Source organism: Roseovarius sp. M141 (assembly GCF_024355225.1).
Classification (GTDB): domain Bacteria; phylum Pseudomonadota; class Alphaproteobacteria; order Rhodobacterales; family Rhodobacteraceae; genus Roseovarius.
On sequence record NZ_VCNH01000008.1, the window covers coordinates 2,781,115 to 2,800,429 of the forward strand.

Annotated in this window: 14 protein-coding genes; 5 read left to right on the top strand and 9 right to left on the bottom strand. The window is 56.0% G+C overall.

Features of this window, described 5'->3' with window-relative positions; all coding sequences use genetic code 11:
* Window positions 1-22 precede the first annotated feature (22 nt).
* From FGD77_RS17425 to FGD77_RS17435, 3 genes are read right to left on the bottom strand one after another with little or no spacing between them, the layout of a single operon-like run.
* Window positions 23-856, bottom strand: a complete 834-nt coding sequence (locus FGD77_RS17425) for a phosphoadenosine phosphosulfate reductase family protein (RefSeq protein ID WP_255011563.1) — start codon at window positions 854-856, stop codon at window positions 23-25.
* Window positions 853-4,143 carry a hypothetical protein gene (locus tag FGD77_RS17430; RefSeq protein ID WP_255011564.1) on the bottom strand — a complete coding sequence of 1,097 codons (3,291 nt, stop codon included), beginning with the start codon at window positions 4,141-4,143 and terminating at the stop codon, window positions 853-855. The genes FGD77_RS17425 and FGD77_RS17430 overlap by 4 nt, the downstream gene beginning before the upstream one ends.
* Window positions 4,140-5,078 (bottom strand): DUF4007 family protein, encoded by a 939-nt coding sequence (locus FGD77_RS17435; protein ID WP_255011570.1) that lies wholly within the window; start codon window positions 5,076-5,078, stop codon window positions 4,140-4,142. Before FGD77_RS17435 ends, FGD77_RS17430 begins: the two co-directional genes overlap by 4 nt.
* A 79-nt stretch (window positions 5,079-5,157) precedes the next feature.
* Between FGD77_RS17435 and FGD77_RS17440 the strand changes: the two genes are divergently transcribed.
* On the top strand, window positions 5,158-6,303 hold the full coding sequence (locus FGD77_RS17440) for a cysteine desulfurase family protein (RefSeq protein WP_255011572.1): 1,146 nt from the start codon (window positions 5,158-5,160) through the stop codon (window positions 6,301-6,303).
* Window positions 6,304-6,491: 188 nt separating this feature from the next.
* Here the strand turns inward: FGD77_RS17440 and FGD77_RS17445 are convergent, their stop codons facing one another.
* From FGD77_RS17445 to FGD77_RS17455, 3 genes are all read right to left on the bottom strand, one after another.
* Window positions 6,492-6,896, bottom strand: a complete 405-nt coding sequence (locus FGD77_RS17445) for a ribbon-helix-helix protein, CopG family (protein ID WP_255011583.1) — start codon at window positions 6,894-6,896, stop codon at window positions 6,492-6,494.
* Between the two features lie 10 nt (window positions 6,897-6,906).
* Window positions 6,907-9,120 carry a conjugal transfer protein TraG gene (gene traG / locus FGD77_RS17450; RefSeq protein WP_255011585.1) on the bottom strand — a complete coding sequence of 738 codons (2,214 nt, stop codon included), beginning with the start codon at window positions 9,118-9,120 and terminating at the stop codon, window positions 6,907-6,909.
* 97 nt (window positions 9,121-9,217) lie between these two features.
* The gene (locus FGD77_RS17455) at window positions 9,218-11,338 is read right to left on the bottom strand and encodes a ParB/RepB/Spo0J family partition protein (protein WP_255011587.1); all 2,121 of its coding nucleotides are present in this window, start codon (window positions 11,336-11,338) and stop codon (window positions 9,218-9,220) included.
* Between the two features lie 217 nt (window positions 11,339-11,555).
* On the opposite strand from FGD77_RS17455, the gene FGD77_RS17460 reads away from it, so the two are divergent.
* Together FGD77_RS17460 and FGD77_RS17465 are read left to right on the top strand one after the other, a co-directional pair.
* Window positions 11,556-12,341, top strand: a complete 786-nt coding sequence (locus tag FGD77_RS17460; protein WP_255011597.1) for a hypothetical protein — start codon at window positions 11,556-11,558, stop codon at window positions 12,339-12,341.
* A 2-nt stretch (window positions 12,342-12,343) separates the two neighbouring features.
* On the top strand, window positions 12,344-13,585 hold the full coding sequence (locus FGD77_RS17465; RefSeq protein WP_255011599.1) for a hypothetical protein: 1,242 nt from the start codon (window positions 12,344-12,346) through the stop codon (window positions 13,583-13,585).
* Window positions 13,586-13,758: 173 nt separating this feature from the next.
* Here FGD77_RS17465 and FGD77_RS17470 read toward each other — a convergent pair whose 3' ends face one another.
* Entirely contained in the window at window positions 13,759-14,955 is a 1,197-nt protein-coding gene (locus FGD77_RS17470; RefSeq protein WP_255011602.1) for a DUF932 domain-containing protein, read from the bottom strand.
* Between the two features lie 250 nt (window positions 14,956-15,205).
* Here FGD77_RS17470 and FGD77_RS17475 point away from each other — a divergent pair, with 250 nt between their 5' ends.
* Complete coding sequence (locus tag FGD77_RS17475) at window positions 15,206-15,496, top strand: pyocin activator PrtN family protein (protein ID WP_255011603.1); 291 nt, start codon at window positions 15,206-15,208, stop codon at window positions 15,494-15,496.
* Between the two features lie 1,043 nt (window positions 15,497-16,539).
* Here the strand turns inward: FGD77_RS17475 and FGD77_RS17480 are convergent.
* Window positions 16,540-16,959: a helix-turn-helix domain-containing protein gene (locus tag FGD77_RS17480; RefSeq protein ID WP_255011604.1), complete on the bottom strand. Its 420-nt coding sequence runs from the start codon at window positions 16,957-16,959 to the stop codon at window positions 16,540-16,542.
* A gap of 69 nt (window positions 16,960-17,028) precedes the next feature.
* On the opposite strand from FGD77_RS17480, the gene FGD77_RS17485 reads away from it, so the two are divergent.
* A complete protein-coding gene (locus FGD77_RS17485; protein WP_255011605.1) occupies window positions 17,029-18,444 on the top strand; it encodes an MFS transporter in 1,416 nt (471 codons plus the stop codon).
* Window positions 18,445-18,530: 86 nt separating this feature from the next.
* Here the strand turns inward: FGD77_RS17485 and FGD77_RS17490 are convergent, their stop codons facing one another.
* Complete coding sequence (locus FGD77_RS17490) at window positions 18,531-19,064, bottom strand: NUDIX hydrolase (RefSeq protein WP_369682736.1); 534 nt, start codon at window positions 19,062-19,064, stop codon at window positions 18,531-18,533.
* Window positions 19,065-19,315: the final 251 nt, after the last annotated feature.

Below are 19,315 nucleotides of genomic sequence, written 5' to 3' on the forward strand. Positions count from 1 at the left end.
AAATTCTTTATTTTGCATACAATTACTTATGGCAAGTCAGGCAGGCTTTGGCCGCGCCGCCATACACATCATCTAAATCCAACGCAGTATCTGGGCGCAAGGGGTTCGCCTGCATTCGCGTACGTGCCCGGACCAGTCGCTTTTCGTGATCCTGTTTAATCTGTTCCTGCCGTTCCGGTTGCTCAAGATCGGTAAGTGATTCACCTTGGCTCCAAGTAAAGGGCGAGCCATGCTCGATAGCGTTTTTCTCATAGCGCTTTGCTTCCTCGAAAGCGTCAGGGTGTTCTGCTTTCAAACGTACCCACTCGATCTTTTGCTGGAAGAAACAGAACGTGCAGCCACTGCGACTGCGCCATTTGTAATAGTCTGGAAGTCCGAGACCCGAACCTTCAAGAATTTCGATGACCCCCGGCTTGTCAATGCTGGCGTCTTTGAAAGGTAATCGTATCAGTAGCTTTTCTTTGTTCGATTGATAACCCGCACGATACTCCTCATCACTGCGGATCGCGACGTAAGAAATGACTGTTTCGCCTGCGTCGAGAAACTCGCGTACCCACTTTTCAAATGGTCGCAGCTTGAGTTGGCGGGTGCACCATCTTGACTGTGCAGAGGGCAGATAGCTCTTGTAGCTCTTAAGCCAATAGTCAAAATCTCGATCAGGATTCAACCGAAGTATTGGTTTGCCGAGGTAGCCCTCAAGACGAGTTAAATACTCGTACACTTCAGGTAACTCTTTGCCTGTATCGGTGAAGAAATACTCCACTTCGATTTCTGGATGTCTCTGGCGCATGAAGATGGCCAACGCAGCACTGTCACGCCCACCTGAGAGTCCTAATACGTGGCGGGTCGTCGTCATGCGCGTTCTCCGACCCGGCGTTCGTCGCCGGTATTGAGGTACTTGGAGGTGACTTCGATCAAAGCCGCAAGAATAATTTCGCGACGCTGATGATCCGCCTCGCTCAGGGTTCGATCGAGAGTAGCAGCAAGGGCCTCGACATCATCCCAGTCGACATCGGCCACTTGAAACTCGCTGAATAGTGAGTGCGCCGTGTTCTCTTTTCCGACCACAACAGCCATTGCATGGCGTCCATCCTTGCGGCCTTTCACACGAGCCATAGTTTCGGTCTTCAAAAAGACTGTTGCAAGCTCGGTAAGGCCAACGGCTGCGCGTTCGCGATCACCGTCGTTCCAATCTCTGGGAAGCTTGTTAACGGCCACACCTGCGAGGCCTTCCATATCTTCACGCGTTCCGTGAAATTGTGTCAGGCGCCCGACGAAGGCTTCTAAACGCAGGTCGCCGCCGATGTGGCGAATATTGTCTGCACGGTCGCGCAAACTCTTGAATGCGTCATCGCTTTGGCTTCGCACATCCAACTCTTTGAGCATCAGGTCCTTCAAGTCATCGAGCACTTTTGGATAGGCCGCGCGCATTTCTGCCAGTGCGTCCCTCAGAAGCAACGCAGTTGCATTTGCATCAAAGTTCCCATCGGCTAGCGGCTCGGTCAGCCGTGGGAGATCATCAAACAGAAGTTTGTTCGGGTCACTCGCCCGTTTTAGAATTTCACGAACCTTAAGTGTTTGCGGGGAAAGAGATTGAGTTCTGGACGTCCACGGGACAAGCGCGTCAAATTCGCCGATAATCGAGCGTGCAACGAGTAATGGTCCAGCAGCCCCCTTGATCTTCAGGAGACTGCCGAGCGTCTTCAATGTATCTCCGACAAACCCCTCCATCTCAACACGGCGCAGTCCAATATCTTTGCTGTTTCGCGCAAGAAATTCGACACAAAGTTCGTTAAAACTCGCTTGGAATATGCCTTCACCGTAGACCGCTACGCGATCTCGACGGGATAAAATGTAAGCCGACAGGAATACTGGTCCAAGGCCAGCTTTTAATCCAATTGGGGCTTTGCCCCAAGCATGAATGATCTCGTCAGCCCCGACCACGCCTTGTTCCGCAAGTAGCAATTTGTCCGCTGCGTGCCACAGTGGGTAAAGCGTGTCATCTTTCTTTGGCGCAGTGTATTCGCCATCCACATGAATTCCGGTTTCTTGCAAAAGAGAGATGAATAGCCCGCGTTCGGCGGGATAGTTCTTACCGTCAAACCCGAGATCAACGTCGGATCCACGCATTGCCATGCGTTTCATGAGTTTGGTTCTCGCGCTAACAGCATTTGAGGACGGTTCAGAGCAGTTCAGCAGCTCGTTGCGAAGCAGTGGCCCCTCGCTGAAAATTGCATCAGCCAAGGCGGACAGCTGCTCGTTTAGGAGGCGCTTGGTAAGCCTTTGTGCTTTGTGCTCCGTAACAAACCACTGACATTCGTCGATTAGGCCATTCAGAATATCTTCGAGTTTCTGACGGACTTCCGCGATACGCGCGTCAATTTCCCGCCGTGCGATTGGATCACCACGCAGTTCCGGAAAATTCTTTTCCAATGTGCTGAGGCCTGCGAGCTCTCGTGCAAGATCGAGAAGTTTGGCCGCGTCAGCATGGTAGCCGATGATCAACGGAAAAGAAGTTTGAGATCGTGCAGCACGCTCACATGCGACCATAGTTTCGCTTTGGCTCTCGCCGTGCATCGGCAAGGCAAACACAATGCGGCCAATGATATCCTGGGCATATTTTGGCGGCTTGAAAGTTTCTAGTTCAGATGCGGGCTCGATAGACATCTCAAACCAGCGCATAGCACCGGTTTCTTCATGATGGCGCTTTGCCAACATCGGCTGAAGGTCCGCTAATACGCGAACCATATTGAGATCGATATCGGTTGGCTCTGAGAGAATTTCTCCCAATCGGGTTTCAACATCAAAATCGGAACCAGCGTAAAGGACGTAGATTCCGGCATGCTTCCTAAATATGATTTCTGATTGTTGTTCGAGGCGTGCGAGCGCAGCCTCTACATCAGTGCGGTTGGTCTCATTGAGCGAAAGGGCAATCGTGTCGAGATCTGTTGCAAGCCCTGAGCGATCCTTGAGAAGCTCAAAGATCGCAATCGATTTCAATACTTTTTGCTCAAGATCGCTTGCGCCTCGTGCGACGCACCGTTCAAGTACGTCATGCGCCAAGGCCCAACGACGCCCATCCGGTGAGGAAAGGATAGCCGCTTCAAAATTGGCTTGAAGATAGTTCCACAAGAGATGGGGAGGGTAATATCCATCGACGGCCTCTTTCGTGAGCGCGTCTTGCAGCCCATATGGTTCGGCAGAACTCAAGAAAGAGAACACGCTTCGTTGGTTCTGTCCAAAACGTCGACGCGAAAGCGGTCCTACGAGACATGCAGTAAGCGGATGCAGCGGGGCCGTTCGGGCAAGTTTACCCGCCATTCGTTTCGCTTCGGTTTTTTTGCGGGCCGGGCGCAATTGCTCAACGCAATCTTCTGCCAAGGGGATGGCTTTGCGGACAGCGCGCTCGTGACCGAGCGCCTCACCAATAAGCTCGACGGTTTCTTCAAGCGACACCGAAATCGAAATATCAACAAAGCGGCCCTGAATTTTTGCCCAGGAGTCCCTAACCTTGCGGCCCAAGCGTTCCGCGTACTCTTCAAATGCTTGATGCAGGATTCCAAGAAATATAAACTTTCCTTGGCTCCGCGCAGCAAGTTCTGCAATGTCCTGCAGGAGATGAAGATCGCCTTCTCCATCTGCGGCGGCCTCTAACCCGCGGCCGAGTTCATCCATGATGAGAAGGAGGCCCCGGTCTTCTGTTCTTCGTTCGATTTCTTTGAGGATTTCTGATCCACTTGATGAGGATGGGAGATCGAGCAACTCTGCGAGCTGTGCCGCCAATGAGCGACGCTCAGTGACCAAGGGCAAAACATCCCATCGAGATGGAAAGTAGGGCAAGGCTGACTTCAAAGCAGTAATAACCTGTTCGCCAAACAGCGCCGCTGCCTGCTCTCGGACATTCTTGGGCGCGCCGAAGAGACATGCGAGCGCTACGGCCAGACTAGATTTGCCTCCGCCGTAGGGGCCGGTCCATGTAAACGCACCTTGCTCTGTATCCGAAACATGCGCGGCCATGAAGGTTACGGCCGCTTGGAAGGATGCCGGACAATGGAAGCCGTCAATTGCAGTCGCCGACGCATAGTCAGTGTCGAGACGAACTGACCGACGAAATCTTGGTGTTATCGCAACGGAATCGTTCATGCTGCCACCTTCGAGCGACCATTCGCCAGGGCTTCGCGAAGTAGACGCCGCTCCGTTTTCAACGGGCGAGGTTTGCGTCGAATGATTTGCCTAAGCCCCGCCGTCTCTGACCACGTTAATGTTCCGTCTGAAATGTCATCAAGCTGCTCAAGGCGACCTACAATGTCATCTTCGTCCAGCAAGAACACCCTACCCGGAGAGCCGCGTCCATAGGCGGCGTTTTCGAACGACATGGTAGTTTGTTCGGGCGCGAAACTCTCCCAGAACTCATTGATACAATAAAGGAATACAGAATTTGGAAGGTTCGTTTTCCGCCCGCGAGAAAGTCGCGATCGATATTTATCCATCGGCCGAATGAGGCCTAGTTCCGCAAGAATGGATTCGCCTGCTTCGCTTGAGCCGCGACCGCCAATATATGTACGTAGAAGGCATTGCAGGTCCCGATCAACCGTGGTCGAGGCTACGCGGCTCCATCCTTGTTCCTGTGCGAGCTTAAGCAGCTGCGATACGATGTCCTGTCGAACAAAACTACCGCCCCTGAACTCATTAAACAGCCAATACGCAGAGGTAAGGTGGGGCCGGGATGCTAAATGCCAATGAAGGAGCCAAAGCGAGGCATCTTCTTCGAGGTAAGGGTCCGTACCGTTCATTTCGAACAGCATGGCCCCAAGCCATGTTGTCAAAAGGCCGTCGCTAGACTCCTCGAGTATTCCGGCGGCTGTCGCCCAATACCGAATTGCGCCAACCATGTTCCTGCCCACACCAAAGCGCGCGATTGAGTCCGGATCCCTAAAGACATGAACTGCCTGCTTGGCCGAGGCCGCGTCATTCACCGCGTGATAGGCTTTCTGCAGCCACCCATAGCGCAAAGGAAACGTCTCATGTCCCGAGAAGCTCGGACGATAGCCGTCAGATATTAAACCGTGAGCGCTCATTTGACCTCCTGGGGATAGCATCCAGTATATAAATCATCCATACTACGTACTGGAGACTTCGTCCAGTATTGAGGGTGACATGCAGGTTGGTGAAACCATATACCTCGACTATCAGGCCTCGACGCCTACCGATCAGCGGGTTTTGAAAGTGATGACCGAAGCGTCAACGACGCTTTTTGCTAATCCGCATGCGGCAGATCACGCGCTCGGATGGCGCGCAGCTGCGGCCATCAATATTGCGGCTAACCAAGTTGGAAATCTCTTTGGCCTTCAAGGGGATGACGTGATTTTTACGTCGGGAGCGAGTGAAGCAAATGCGATGGTCTTCCGCACAGCACAGGCCATCGCTGAGAAGTCGGGAAGAACTGAAATCCTAATCGGAGCAGGGGATCATGGCTCGATTTTCAAAGAGGCAGAATCCTGTGGTTTGGTCGTGCGCTTTATCGCTCTTGACGACAGCGGAGCTCCGGATGCAGTGGATCTGAAAAATCTGTTAAGCGATGCAACGGCTCTCGTATCTATTGTGGGCGTGAACAATGAGAATGGTGCAATTGCTGATTTGGCGACGATTTCAGACTTATGCAGATCGTTTGGTGTCCTGTTTCATGTTGACCTGTCACAAGCCCCGCTCGCAATGGATATTGATCTACTTGGTTTCGACATCGCCCTGGCCACCATATCGGCTCATAAACTTTATGGTCCCAAAGGAGTGGGTGCTTTGCTCACCGGTCCAGGTGCCGCAGAAATGATGACACCAATTATTGTCGGTGCAGGGCAGCAAGGCGGACGGCGTGGAGGTACTATGCCAACAGAATTAATTGTTGGCTTCGGGGAAGCTTGTCGACTCGTTGAAGAGGTCGGGAAAACTGAACGCAAAAGCTTAGCAGCTATTAGAGACCATTTCGTGAAAAAGCTTCACGAAAAACAAATTGGGAAACTAGTTGGGTGTTTAGAAAACCGGCACCCAGGCAATGCTCTAATCCGTTTTGCAGGCCACGATGCCTCAGATCTTTTGGCGCGTTTGCAGCCAAAAATCGCAGCCTCTACTCAGTCTGCATGTTCGTCGGGCTCCATTGAGCCCTCTCATGTATTGCAAGCGATGGGCTTCGACAAGAAAGCTTCGTTAGAATGTATCCGTTTTAGCTTTGGGAGGTATTCCACGATGGCGCAAGTAGAGGCAGCGGTCGCTCTTCTGATGGATGCGCTCGAACAGTCTACCCCTTAGAGCAAGCAAGCTGCAATTGGGAGGGAATTCTCTATAAATCAATCACTTGAGATGACACTTTAGTGTTGTTGGGCAAAGCGAACTTTATTCAGGACGCATACCCTATCGCTGCACGAGCGCAAGCTACTTTCCAGCATCCAACCCCATTGCGAAAATGTTTAACGGGCCATCGACAGGGTGGACTTAGTTTATTTGGGCCGATCGCCTGGAAACTCATTAGGGAACTGCTTCCCTTGCTGCATTCGCTTCCCGAGGGTTTCAACGAATCCTTCAAACCGCTCGCGCCCTTTGGCTTGAGCAGACGCTTGTTCCTCCGCCGGTATGGGCGGCGTGATAGTGAGCCAAAACCGGACGAACAACGCCAACGTCTCGGTTGTGATCCGCTGGTCTCGTTCGAGCCGCGCAATCTGCCGCGAAAGGCGGTCCAGTCTTCTGCCTAAAGCAGCTTCCTGCATATCTGCGTGATCGGGAGAGAGAAAAGACTCGACGGCCGCTTCGACGACCGCAGACCGGGTTAGTCGTTTCCGGTCGGCCAAGTCGTTGATGCGTCCGATTAGTTCGGCTGGCAGAGACAGGTTGAGACGGTTGCGCATAGGTCAGCCCTCAAAGATCGATGCCATCATTACGGTCAAGTGAAGCTTGTTGGGCCACCTGTCCCATCTGTCGGCGCAGTGCCTGTCGTTGTCGGGCTGTCTCTTCGGGTTCTTCGTCCATCATCATTTCAAACTCACGTGCTGGCTCCATTGGAGGCTCTGGCACGATCTCAACATGATCGGGCAGTTCAGGCTCTCGGCGCAGCCCTGCGTTGGCTTCGTCGCCGTGGGCCTTAATGTTGGCGGTTGGCTTTAGATCTGTAGCACTTGGTTTCACCATAGAAGACCACGGATCATTCTTAGGCGTTGCTCCAGTGTTCTCCGGCTCCGGTGGCCGCAGCACGCGCTCTGAAAACCGTTGATCCTTGAAATATCGTGCCTTTTTCGCCCGGATCGGCGGCGAACCGGCCACCATGACGATCTCGTCGTCGGGCGGTAGCTGCATGATCTCACCTGGGGTCAAAAGCTGGCGGGCGGTCTCGGAGCGGGACACCATCAAATGGCCGAGCCAAGGTGCCAGTCGGTGCCCGGCATAATTCCGCATTGCTTTCATCTCGGTCGCCGTGCCGAGGGCGTCTGAAACCCGCTTGGCAGTGCGTTCGTCATTGGTCGCAAAGCTCACCCGGACATGGCAGTTGTCGAGGATCGCATTGTTCTGGCCATAGGCCTTCTCGATCTGGTTCAGAGATTGAGCAATCAGGAAACTCTTAATTCCGTAGCCCGCCATGAAGGCCAGTGCGCTTTCGAAGAAGTCTAGCCGCCCAAGAGCTGGGAACTCATCGAGCATCATGAGGACACGGTGACGGCGCTTGGTGTCATGCAAATCCTCCGTCAATCGGCGGCCGATCTGGTTTAACACAAGTCGGATCAGCGGCTTAGTGCGTGAGATGTCAGAAGGTGGCACCACGAGGTAAAGCGTAGAGGGTTGCTCGCCGCCAATCAGGTCGGCAATCCGCCAGTCGCAGCCGCGGGTCACATGGGCGACGACTGGATCTCGATAGAGCCCGAGAAAGGACATGGCCGTCGAAAGCACGCCTGAGCGTTCATTGTCGGACTTGTTCAATAATTCTCGTGCAGTCGAGGCGATGACAGGATGTGGCCCGGCATTGCCTAGATGGTGGGTCGCCATCATCGCCTCTAGCGTCTCCTCGATCGGGCGGAGCGGATCTGAGAGGAAGGCAGCCACACCGGCCAGCGTCTTATCCTTCTCAGCGTAGAGGACATGCAGGATCGCACCCACCAGCAGTGAATGCGATGTCTTTTCCCAGTGGTTGCGTTTCTCAAGCGATCCTTCGGGATCGACCAGGACGTCCGCCACGTTCTGGACGTCGCGCACCTCCCATTCGCCGCGACGAACTTCGAGCAGCGGATTGTAAGCGGCGGAGGTCATGCTGGTCGGGTCGAAACGAAGCACCCGGCCATGTTTCGCGCGAAAGCCTGCTGTCAGATCCCAGTTCTCGCCCTTGATGTCGTGGACGATGGCGGAGCCCGGCCAGGTCAGAAGCGTCGGGATCACCAGACCGACGCCTTTGCCGGACCGGGTCGGCGCAAAGCAAAGGACATGTTCCGGGCCGTCATGGCGAAGATAGGTCTGGTCCAACTTGCCTAGAACAACGCCATCTGAGCCAAGCAGCCCAGCGGCCGCGACCTCCGACCGTTCCGCCCAGCGGGCTGAGCCATAGGTAGCCGGAAGCCGGAGCGCGGGCTCGCCGTTCTCGCACCGATAGTAGCACGTTGGATGGAACCGCAAGTTCGGCACCGGATCGAACAGAGTGATCCTGCGGCTACGCAGATAGGTCTCGGCTGGAGTGCCGCAGATCAGACGGCCCATCGCGAACAACCGTCGTGCAGCTTCGGTTGATCCGGAGGGCACCGGTGCCTGTGATCGGGCCGCAAGCGGCAAGGAGGCCTCCGCCTGTGGCAGGCTCAAAAACCGCCGCGCTTCGTCGGCAACATCCTTGAAGTCGTGCAAGCCGCAGCTTTCGCGGATCATGTCCAGCAGATCCCCGTGCAGGCCGGATTGCGCATCGGTCCACTTGCCTGCAGCTCCTTTGCCATTCGCAGGTCCGGAAAGAAGGACATACATGGACCGCCCTGGAGCATTCTGAACATCACCGACAATCCAGTAGTGCCCCTGCCTCCTGCCGTTTGAAAGGTAGTGGCGGCACACGGCCTCGGCGTTCTCGGCAAGGCGACGGGACAGTTCTGCGGCGGGGCTGTGCATATGGACCTCCTTCAGCAATAGACAAAAGTAGGGGCCCGCCATTGCTGGCGGACCCCTGTGGCCGGGCCTCTTGGAGGGGCCTCGACCTCCTCGAAGGTCACTCGGCGGCTGTCTTGGCGAAGGCGTCCGTGGTGACGGGATCATCTTCGTCCAATGACTCGGGATCTCCGATAGCCGGTTCGCCGCCGTCTTCCGCCGTTTGCCCTTCGCCTGCGTCGGTATCGTCGTCCGAAGCTCGTTCATCGACGGTATCGACCAGTTCGAATGCTGGGCCATCGTCCTCCGGCAGAGGCGGCGTCCGCAGCGGTTCGGGCAGCCAGCCGGTGCCGGAGAGCAGGTCCTCGGCTGCCGTCACCATCTCGGCCTTCTTCAGCCCGGCGATCCGGTCAGAGGCGTCCTCGCCCTTCGCCTCGTGAACAGCCTCGAGGATGCGGGCCTTGGTCACGCGACCGAGATAGCTGTCACCGGTGACCACCCAGCCTGCCTTGGCCATATCGAGCCCGACGGTCCCGGCCAGAACATCCGCATGCGCGATCGCGCGGGGTCGACGCTGGTAGGGATCGTGGATGGCATTCACGCTCATCGCCACGCAATGGGCGAATAGCGCCTCGCGGCTGCAGCTGTCGAACTCGGTCAGCGCCTCCCAGAGATCCTCCGACGCCTTGGGAAGGTTGCGCGCCCAGGTCTCGTGCCGCTGGTCGATGGCCTGCGCATAGGCCGTATCGCCAAGGCCCGGCACCTGCGACCCGAACGCCGCGTTGCGCGGTTCGATCTCGACGCAGCTGTCGAGGCCATAGCGGTAGAACAGACGGAGCGTCATCGCATGGAGCGCCGCGAGGTAAGCGACCTGCGGGTCCTGCGCCAGCGCATTGCGCAGCGCCACCGTACGATGCGCCGTCAGTTCCATAACAAGGCGGTCGGAGAGGGGTTTGAGGCCGTCTTCCTCCTCTTCATCTTCGACGGCGGACGAGACATTAGCTTCCGCATCTTCGACGATCGCTGTTTCGGCACCGACGTCACCGTTCTCTTCCAGTTCATTAACCGGCTCGTCCTCAGCCCGGACATGGCCGCGTTCGACGCGAAGCCGCCCGGAGCTGTCGATGCTGACGAAGGCACCCGCGAGGGCCAAGTCTTCTGCCTCAAACCGGATCGTGCGGTCCTGCAGCGCCTCCATCGCGGTTTCGATCTCCCCGAGGCGCGCGTCGACCTCATCGGGCAACTCATCCGCCTCCGCATGTTCCGCTTCGAGCGCGTCGTATTCGGCCTTCAGCGCCTGATAGTCGGCGGCCTCAGCGTCGCTCATCGGTTCCGCCGCGCCATGGATGCGCCGCATGCCGAAGGTGTGCCCATAGGGAAAGTCGGTGTCGACCTCGACCCACTTCCAGCCCTCGGCCCGGATCACTTCGGCCTCATCGGCCAGTTTCTCGGTCACCATGACGTCGAGCAGGCTGGCGTCCTGCAGCCAGCCGCCATCGTCCTGCTGGAACAGATCGCGCAGGATGTCGCCCCCGGCCTCGACATAATTGTCGAGCCCGACGAATTGCGCCCGCTTGTCCGAAGCCCGCACCGCGCCCTCGGTCAGCATCCGGCGGATCTCGTAGGGTTGCTTGGAATAGTGCCGCTGCAGCGCCTCCCAAACCTGTTCCTGCCGCGCGTGATCGGGGTTGACCGTGAAGGCCATGAGCTGGTCGAGCGTCATTTCCTCCTCGGCGTAGACGTCATGCAACGAAGGCGCGACTGCGGCGAGCTTCAGCCGCTGCTTGACCACACTGGCCGAGACGAAGAAGGCCGCGGCGATCTCCTCCTCGGTCCGGCCTTTCTCGCGCATCGCCTGAAATGCGCGGAACTGGTCCAGAGGATGCAGCGGTGCGCGCTGGATGTTTTCGGCCAGGCTGTCTTCTTCCGCGAGGCCGTCCATGCGCACTATGCAGGGCACGAGGGCGGTCTTGTTCAGGCGCTTCTGCTTCACGAGCAGTTCCAGCGCCCGGAACCGCCGCCCACCGGCAGGGATTGAGAACATACCGGTCTCGGCACCGTTGTCGTCCAGCACGGGCCGCACGGTGATCGAGGCCAACAGCGTCCGCCGGGCGATATCCTCGGCCAGCTCCTCAATCGACACGCCCGCCTTGATGTGGCGCACGTTCGATTGGCTGAGCATCAGCTTGTTGAAGGGGATGTCGCGCGAAGCGCTGAGGGTGATCTTCTGTTGCTTGGTCATCGGGATATCTCCGCGACGGGCCAGCCGGGAGCCACTCTCCCGACCTCCAAACCCGTCACGGAAAACCCGGCCCACCTCTCACTCTAAGAAGCGATAGATCGAGATCAGACAGCCGGGAAAGGCGGCTCTGCGTTGACCTATTGACGGTTGAATCTGATCAAATTCTGCGCGAACATCCGTATAGGCGTTTGCCCATTGCATAAGGAACGCCACATACATGCGTAACGATAAGGATAATCTTGCTGACCACCAAATGCGAGTAGATGCTGAGCGAACGCTAGGGCAGATTTTTGAACTATTGGGTCAAGTAAATATACTGCACGATGCAGTGCAAAGTATCGATCTGCGTCAAGCTCAAGTGATGGCTGCACTTGGCACCAATATTCGGCAACGTCACCGCATTGTAGCACCATTGATATCAAATGACTTTGATCAGCTGCAACCAATGCTGGATGAATTATCCACGACGCTCAAAGAAATTGATGACCAAATCCCTTCCGATTTTGCTGCGGACATTCCCAGCGATTTTACGATAGGGGACAGCGAAGTGTTTTGCTTTGGTACTGTGCATAAACTGCTGGAACAAAAGCCCATTCTAAGAGGATTTGCTGAAGCGGTTAAGAGCGAGCCTGTTGGCTCCACTCAATCGCGAAAGTTGGCCTTTTGCCTGATATCTATCCCTGGACTGAAGGAAAAATTGTGCCGCGAAAATCACGGCCATTTTGGGTATCACTACCACTACTTGGACAAAGATGAACGTAGGTCTGACACTGTTCTCACTTTCGGAAATCCGCAGGCCGGCACGAAGGGAGTTACGCTGTTTTTTGAGAAGCATGCGATAAAGAAAGCTGGCTTTGTGGCCAAGATGAACTTGTGGGGCAACAAGAAACGGATATCCACATACGCGACTTGTGCGCCGGACCTCAAAAAATGGCCGCTTTCTGAGTTCAAACGGCCAAGCATAGATGCCTCGCCTCTTTGGTCAAATCGGTCTGCACCCTAAGCATGAGAAACATATTCGATAACTACTCCCAAGCAGAAAACCAGCTTACACATGCGTTGTTCACCGCGTTGGACAATGATCGCAACCTGTTGGGTTCCTTTGTCAAAGACATCTGCGGCAGCAAGCATCCCAAACCGTACAAACTGCATTTGTCAGTCCAACGTTATCCGTATTCCAACCACTACGATGAAATCGAAATAGATGACCGCAACATACCGGATGCGTGGATTTTTGACGACGAAGGCTTTACTCTCGTTTTTGAAGCTAAGATCACCGCTACATTGACCCAAATACAACTTGTCGGTCACCAACGTGTTTCAGCCAAACAGGGTTTTGACGACGCAACCTTTTTCACCATCGTTGCAGATAGTAACGCCAAGAGTTTCGATAGCTGGAGCGAACTCAAGTGGTCGAATATTTACCTGTGGTTGCGGGACAAGTCCAACAGTTCAACATGGGCTAAACACGCTGCTGAATACTTTGAAATATTGGAGGCGCGGATGCTGGAGCACGGCAAATTGGGCAATGCAGAAATCACCGCGTTTGATGGTTTTTCGTCGCATGACGATGGGTACAGCTACCTTGTTGCCAAATCCGAACTGCGCAAAGCCATGCAAGAACTGCGTAAAGACAAAGACTTGGTTACCGCACTTGGCATGGACCCAAGCAATTTGGGACGTGGCGCAATAACGGGGAAATCTGAACAGCGAGTATGGGACTACCTCGCCATAAATAGTGGCTTTGACACTGCTAACTTCACTGATTTCATGCATTTAACTCTTGGGCTGCATTTTGATGGCGTTGAAGCGATGGTAACTGTTCCAAACGGTTTTGCGACACAACCCAAGAATGCATTGAAAGCACTTGGCTTGGACGGCTTTCGCGACATCTGTTTCCAGATACTTGAGAACCTCAAACCACTCCTTGATGACGAACCCAATGCAGTTCCAACAATGCGTAGTGTTCAACGAAGATATCCATCGCAAAGATCAATTCCTTTTTTAGATGCGGAGCTTGAATTTGACCTTAGAACTGCGTTCAATACCGGACATTCAGCGAAGCACCAACCACAATGGCTTGACGCTTTATACGATGTCTTTGCCAACAAGCGTTCAAACTATCAGTTTCAAGTCGGTGTCGTGTTTAAGCACAATAGTTGCGAGAGTATGAAATTTACCAAATCATTGAAGCTGCTGGCGAAAAGCTGGATTGCATGCGAGCCACTGATCTCAGCTGCAAAATAGGCGCTGGCCTTGCACAACTTTTCTAATTGTTTGATATTTAACAGACAAGAACAGCCATCTGTTAACTCCTAACCCAAAGCGTTGATCGTGGATCAGACCAAGAGAGCATGCCAGAATTCTCAAAGCAGATTAGGGAGGCGGCCCGTTCCAGAACCACCTCCGAACCAAACAGCCTACACGACCTTCTCCAACAACACCTTCGCCTTTCCCTCCATCACCAACCGCGCGTCCTGCTGCGGTTTCGACCGGGCCACGGCGGTTATCCCCTGCACGAAATCGAAGACACTCTCGGGCGGGCGGCCTTCCTCGGCCAGGACCGTCTCGACGATACGACCTGTCTCCGCCTTCGAGAACCCGCGCTTGCGCAAGAATTCTTCCCTGTCTTCGTCTGTTCGCGCGACGATATTCTCACGTGATGCCCGGATGCCGTCGATGAAGGGCGCGGGCGAGGAGTTGGCAAAGCGGGTGAGTGCCGAGGCAGCCTCATGGGCGAAGCGGGGCGCCGCATATTTGGAATGCCGTATCTTGATCTCCTGGAAATCCTCGACGCCCCAGAGGTTACGGTTCTGGCAGACCGCACGCAGGTAAAAGCTGGCAATGCCAAGGGTCTTGGCCCCGACTTCAGAGTTCCAGCAATAGAAGCCGCGGAAATAGAGGTCCGGCGAGCCATCAGGCAGCAGCCCCGCCTCGATCGGGTTCAGATCGTCGACCAGGAAGAGGAAGACGTCGCGGTCCGAGGCGTAAAGCGTGGTGGTGTCCTTGGTAATATCGACCCGCGGGTTGTAGATGCCGGTCGACCAATCGAGTACGCCGGGAACCTTCCAGCGCGTGTCGCCGGTGCCGTTGCCCGCGATGCGCTGAACAGCAGAGACAAGCTCGTGATCGTAGATGCGGCCATAGTCTGGCCCGGTCACGGCACGCAGTTCTGTGCGCCCGTCGCCGGTTTCTAGTGTCTTGATCTGTTCCGCGCGGTGGTTGGTCAGCCCGTATTGCAAATTGATCCCCGCCAGCGGTGCGGGAAGCTGACGCAGATAGGCGGCGGGCGCGCCGACGAGGCTGGCGAGTTGGCCAAAGCTCCAATGCGTCGGCGCGATGGGTTCGTCGGCACCGGGCAGGACGAGCCCCAACTTCTCAGGGTTGTCGCGATGCGCCTCGACCCGGATCGCTGCACTCTCGACAGTGCGCGTCCGGCTCCGTTCCGCGCGACCCTTGACCGACGCGAAGAGATCGTCGAGCGACAGGTACCGCTCGTCATCCGGCCGAGAGAACCACTCCGATGATACGCGGTCCAAATTCTCACCGCGTGACACATCCACCTTATAGCCGCCGCTGGTGTCGGGGCGAGCATCGAAAACCTGTTCCTGAATCATGGGAAAACCTCCACGACGGGCGCCGGAAGCCTCTCCTCCAGCCTTCAACCCGTCACGGCTCCCCTGCCCGCCTCTCTCTTCGGCCATTGGCAAGATATGTTTCTCAAAACCGCCGATTTGCTCCTGTTTCTGTCCTATTTGTTCGCCACCTTTCACCGCCGGGACTTTTCCACAACGCGCCAAGGTCCGCGAACCCCGCCGATTACCGCCGCCCACTCGCATTGATCGAATTCGGCACCAGGCTCACGATATGGTCCAGAAAGATTACCGGGTTGGACCAATGAACACGCTTTTTCTCTTGATGGCTCAATATGATGGACGCGCGGTCATACCGGTCGACGCGGTCTGCAAGGACTACTTTTCGCATCTGACCTTGCCCAAATTCCTTAGAAAAGTAAGTGCAGGCGAAATCGATCTGCCACTGGTCCGCTCCGAGCGTAGTCAGAAAAGTGCAAAGGGTGTTCATCTCTCGGACTTGGCCACCTACCTCGACAAACGGCGCGAAGTCGCCCTTTACGAGCGTGATGCCTTCAAGGGGTGAAACAGTAGTTCCCCTACTGCGCATCAGCCTCAGCATAGAACTACCGCCCGAAATGGATGACCGGGAAAACTCCTGCCGTCATCAAGCGCAAATTTGAAACTTTCAGAGGCATTCTGGGGGAAGAAGAGGTCTAGCCGGGCCGCAGCAACCAAAGCTCGGGCCGCATCCGAACAACTCACTGAAATTGAACGTTAAAAATTTCGAGCGCGGAAGCATGCAGCCGTTTTGCGATGGCGAGACTCTAGGTCAGAGGCGGGACCGACTTACAACATTTTTTACAACACGAGTTACAACATAGCCTTACTGATTTGAAATATATACCGCTTTTCTAAATGACCGTCCAATCCATCATGGGGGCGACAGACAGACGAGATGCGCTTGATACTTCTGACAGGTTATATTTTTCAGACACTTAAAGGCCCCTCACTTTCGCCATATTCCCGCTCATTCTGTACCAAATACGCCGAATTCGACACCGTACCTGGCACAATGTATCAAATAGGATACCCATGTACCAAACAAAGAGGCGGCCATAAGCTCGATCACCACGCGCAAACGCAAGGATGGCAGCGCCGGTTAGATGGCCTGCATGCGCGTGATGCGAGAGGGCCGTAATTATCACGAGACAAAGACCTTTGACAGACGGCCAGCGGCCACCGTCTGAATAAAGAAACGAGCGCGAGAACTCGCAACGCCGGGCGCAATCGCCGAGGTCAATGTGGCAGCCCCATCGCTAGCCAAGGCGATTGATCGCTATACGGCTAAAGCGGTCAAAGAGAGTGTCCGGACGAAGGCTCAAGCTCTCAGAGCAATCAAGTCGCATCCGATCGCGACATGTCCTGCTCCACCATCAAATCCAAGGACATCATTGCATTCCTTCAACCGCCGACCGCCCAGACCCAAATCGTCGGAAACCATGCCAGCCACCTTACGTCCATATTTGCGATAGCAAGGCCAATGTCGGATGCCCCTGCACGACCGGGAAATGAGAGCGGCGATACCGGTCGCGCGCCGCATAGGCATCATCTCGCGCTCCGCTCGCGTCATCGCAAACCGACCCTGGAAGAGTTGGCGGAACGCGACGCAAAGTCCATAAGGCGCGTGAACTTCGGACAGTCCATATGCGTCTTTGCCGGACAATCCGCTACATGCCGGATCGCATCGCGCAGCCGTCTCAGCCCACGGATCTGCTCGTCAAGCGCATCGGCGCGCAGGTGCAACTCGGCGCGCGGCAATTGCGGCGAGCCGTCCTTGGCGAACATGCCCTTGATGTCATCAAGCGAAAACCCAGCCATTTTTCCCAATGAGATCAGCGCAAGCTGTGCCGCCACAGGCGTATCGAACTGCCGTCTCAACCCGCGGCGTCCGACCGACCGGATCAGCCCGATTTCCTCGTAATAGCGCAACGTCGAGGGAGGGATGCCGCTCTGTTTTGACAAAACTCCAATATCGAGAAATTTCATGATTGACCTCAAGTCGACTTGAGGTGGCAGGATAGTTGCCTACTGCCATAAATGACAAGAGAAATCACCATGAACAACACGGTACAGGCCCGCCCCTTCATTCCCATCTTGATCGCCCTCGCCGCCACCACGCTAACCGCCTCACTGGGCATCAGTGTGGCGTCAGTCCTGCTTCCCACCCTGACCCGTAGCTTTTCAGCGACAGTTTCAGACGTTCAGTGGGTCGTGTTGGCCTATCTCATGACCGTCACGATCACCATCGTCTCGGCCGGGCGGCTGGGGGACCTCTTTGGCCATCGCCGGGTGCTGCTCTGCGGGCTCGTTCTTTTCATTGCCGCATCCGTTCTGAGCGCGGTGGCGCCGACGCTCAATGTGCTGGTCGCCGGTCGCGCGTTGCAGGGGCTTGGCGGGGCGATCCTGATCGCGCTTCCGATGTCAATCGCACGTGACCTCGTCCCGACAGAAAAGCTTGGCACGGCGATGGGCTTGCTCGGGACGACCTCTGCGGTCGGGACGGCGCTCGGTCCCTCGCTTGGCGGTGTGCTGCTGACATGGGGCGACTGGCGGATGGCGTTCTGGCTGCTGGCCGCTTTTGCCGGGGTTGCGCTGGTCCTGTCTGTCACCGTCATCACGCGCGGCTCTGCGCGGGCGGACACATCGTTCAGGGATCTGGATCTTCCGGGAACCCTTGTTCTGGTGATCGCGCTGGCGGCCTACGCGCTCGCGACAAGCGGTGGAGTCTCCGGCATTCCGGTGTCGTCGGGTGTGCTGATCTTCGCCGCCCTGATTGCAACCGCCCTCTTCGTGATCATTGAAACCCGCGCCACCTCGCCGCTGGTGCCGATGGGCTTGCTGCAGGACCGGACGGCAGGCATCGGGTTTGCCATGAACTTCGCTATCGGCACTGTCATGATGTCCACACTGGTTATCGGCCCGTTCTTTCTGGCGTTTTCACTGGGGCTGAACGAGGCGCTCATCGGTCTGACCATGGCGGTCGGGCCAGTCGTCGCCGCGCTTTCCGGCGTGCCCGCCGGTCGGCTGACGGATCGGCTCGGCGCGCGGCGCGTCATGGTTATCGGCCTGACGCAGACCGTGCTCGGATTGCTCTGCCTGGCCTTCTTGCCGAGATATTTCGGCGTTGGCGGATATGTGGCCGCACTGATCGCGCTGACGCCGGCCTTTCAGTTGTTCCTTGCCGCCAACAACACGGCGGTGCTGGTCGATGCCGCGCCAGAGCAGCGCGGTCGCCTCTCTGGTCTGCTCGGTCTCTCGCGGAATCTGGGGCTGATGACCGGCGCCTCTGCCATGTCCACCTTGTTCGTCACCATTCTGGGGACAGGTGACACTGCGCAGGCGCCCGTGGCCGATGTTGCCTATGCCTTCTCAATGACCTTCACCGCGGCTGCGGTTTTAGCGTTGATCACTTTGGGATTGGCGTTCTACAGCTATGCCGGACGCTCCGGCAAAGATTGCAATCCAGTATAGTAGTGGCGGTGCCGCCCCGCGCTGCCGCTGGCTCGGGCCCAACCTGATTCATTTCCTCACCCCCGGAAATGGACTCTTATTCCTGATCACCCATGAGATAATGTGGCTGTTCGAATGACGTCATCCACATGCTCACTACATGCAATCTGACGCTGCAAAACATCGCTGACAGGAACCCACGCGGCGTCACTGACATCATCGGCAGCCGCAGGTTCACCGCTCGCATATTCGCACAGCACCGCAGCCAGCAGGAAATGGAACCGCACGCCGCCACAGCCGTCGTGAATGATCACATCGATATTGGTCAGATACCGCGTGGGTCGCCCTACGACACCGGTTTCCTCCCGCAGTTCACGGGCTGCGGCTGCAAGGGCCGTTTCGCCAAGATCAACATGCCCTCCGGGAAAGCCCCAGAGACCGGCATCAGGTTCGTTCTTTCGCTTCACGAGTAGAACACGATTCTCGCGCATCACAACCGCCAGTGCCGCAAGTTTAGGAGTGTTGGTCACGTTTTTATCTCTTGGTCTGTGGCAGTAAGAGGATCCCAGACAATAAACCGAAAATAACGAACAATGCCATCGTGTCGAGAAGCGCTCGTTAGCCCCCATAACCAAAGCCATACCAGCCTACGCTTCAATCCCGTGGAAAACCTGGTAGCGCCTCTCTTGTCGCTGTCATGCGCAACCAGAGCTTGTCTTTGCACATGCTCTGGTTGCAGCAAGCCGAGAGCGGAGAGCAAAACCCGCTTGATCAGCAACACAGATACTTCACCTCTGGGGCCATTAGAAATCCGCCCCGTGGCAAGTTTCGTCGTATTCAAGCCACAGACAAGTCGTTTTCCGCCTCCCCGCCGTCACCAATCTGTTACATT

Bases quoted from the DNA above. Each gene is read 5' to 3' on its own strand.
- FGD77_RS17445 (WP_255011583.1), bottom strand. From the start codon at position 6,896: ATGCGCAACCGTCTCAACCTGTCTCTGCCAGCCGAACTAATCGGACGC.
- FGD77_RS17430 (WP_255011564.1), bottom strand. From the start codon at position 4,143: ATGAACGATTCCGTTGCGATAACACCAAGATTTCGTCGGTCAGTTCGT.
- FGD77_RS17490 (WP_369682736.1), bottom strand. From the start codon at position 19,064: ATGGCTTTGGTTATGGGGGCTAACGAGCGCTTCTCGACACGATGGCAT.
- FGD77_RS17440 (WP_255011572.1), top strand. From the start codon at position 5,158: ATGCAGGTTGGTGAAACCATATACCTCGACTATCAGGCCTCGACGCCT.
- FGD77_RS17435 (WP_255011570.1), bottom strand. From the start codon at position 5,078: ATGAGCGCTCACGGTTTAATATCTGACGGCTATCGTCCGAGCTTCTCG.
- FGD77_RS17470 (WP_255011602.1), bottom strand. From the start codon at position 14,955: ATGATTCAGGAACAGGTTTTCGATGCTCGCCCCGACACCAGCGGCGGC.
- traG (WP_255011585.1), bottom strand. From the start codon at position 9,120: ATGCACAGCCCCGCCGCAGAACTGTCCCGTCGCCTTGCCGAGAACGCC.
- FGD77_RS17475 (WP_255011603.1), top strand. From the start codon at position 15,206: ATGGTCCAGAAAGATTACCGGGTTGGACCAATGAACACGCTTTTTCTC.
- FGD77_RS17485 (WP_255011605.1), top strand. From the start codon at position 17,029: ATGAACAACACGGTACAGGCCCGCCCCTTCATTCCCATCTTGATCGCC.
- FGD77_RS17460 (WP_255011597.1), top strand. From the start codon at position 11,556: ATGCGTAACGATAAGGATAATCTTGCTGACCACCAAATGCGAGTAGAT.
- FGD77_RS17425 (WP_255011563.1), bottom strand. From the start codon at position 856: ATGACGACGACCCGCCACGTATTAGGACTCTCAGGTGGGCGTGACAGT.
- FGD77_RS17465 (WP_255011599.1), top strand. From the start codon at position 12,344: ATGAGAAACATATTCGATAACTACTCCCAAGCAGAAAACCAGCTTACA.
- FGD77_RS17455 (WP_255011587.1), bottom strand. From the start codon at position 11,338: ATGACCAAGCAACAGAAGATCACCCTCAGCGCTTCGCGCGACATCCCC.
- FGD77_RS17480 (WP_255011604.1), bottom strand. From the start codon at position 16,959: ATGAAATTTCTCGATATTGGAGTTTTGTCAAAACAGAGCGGCATCCCT.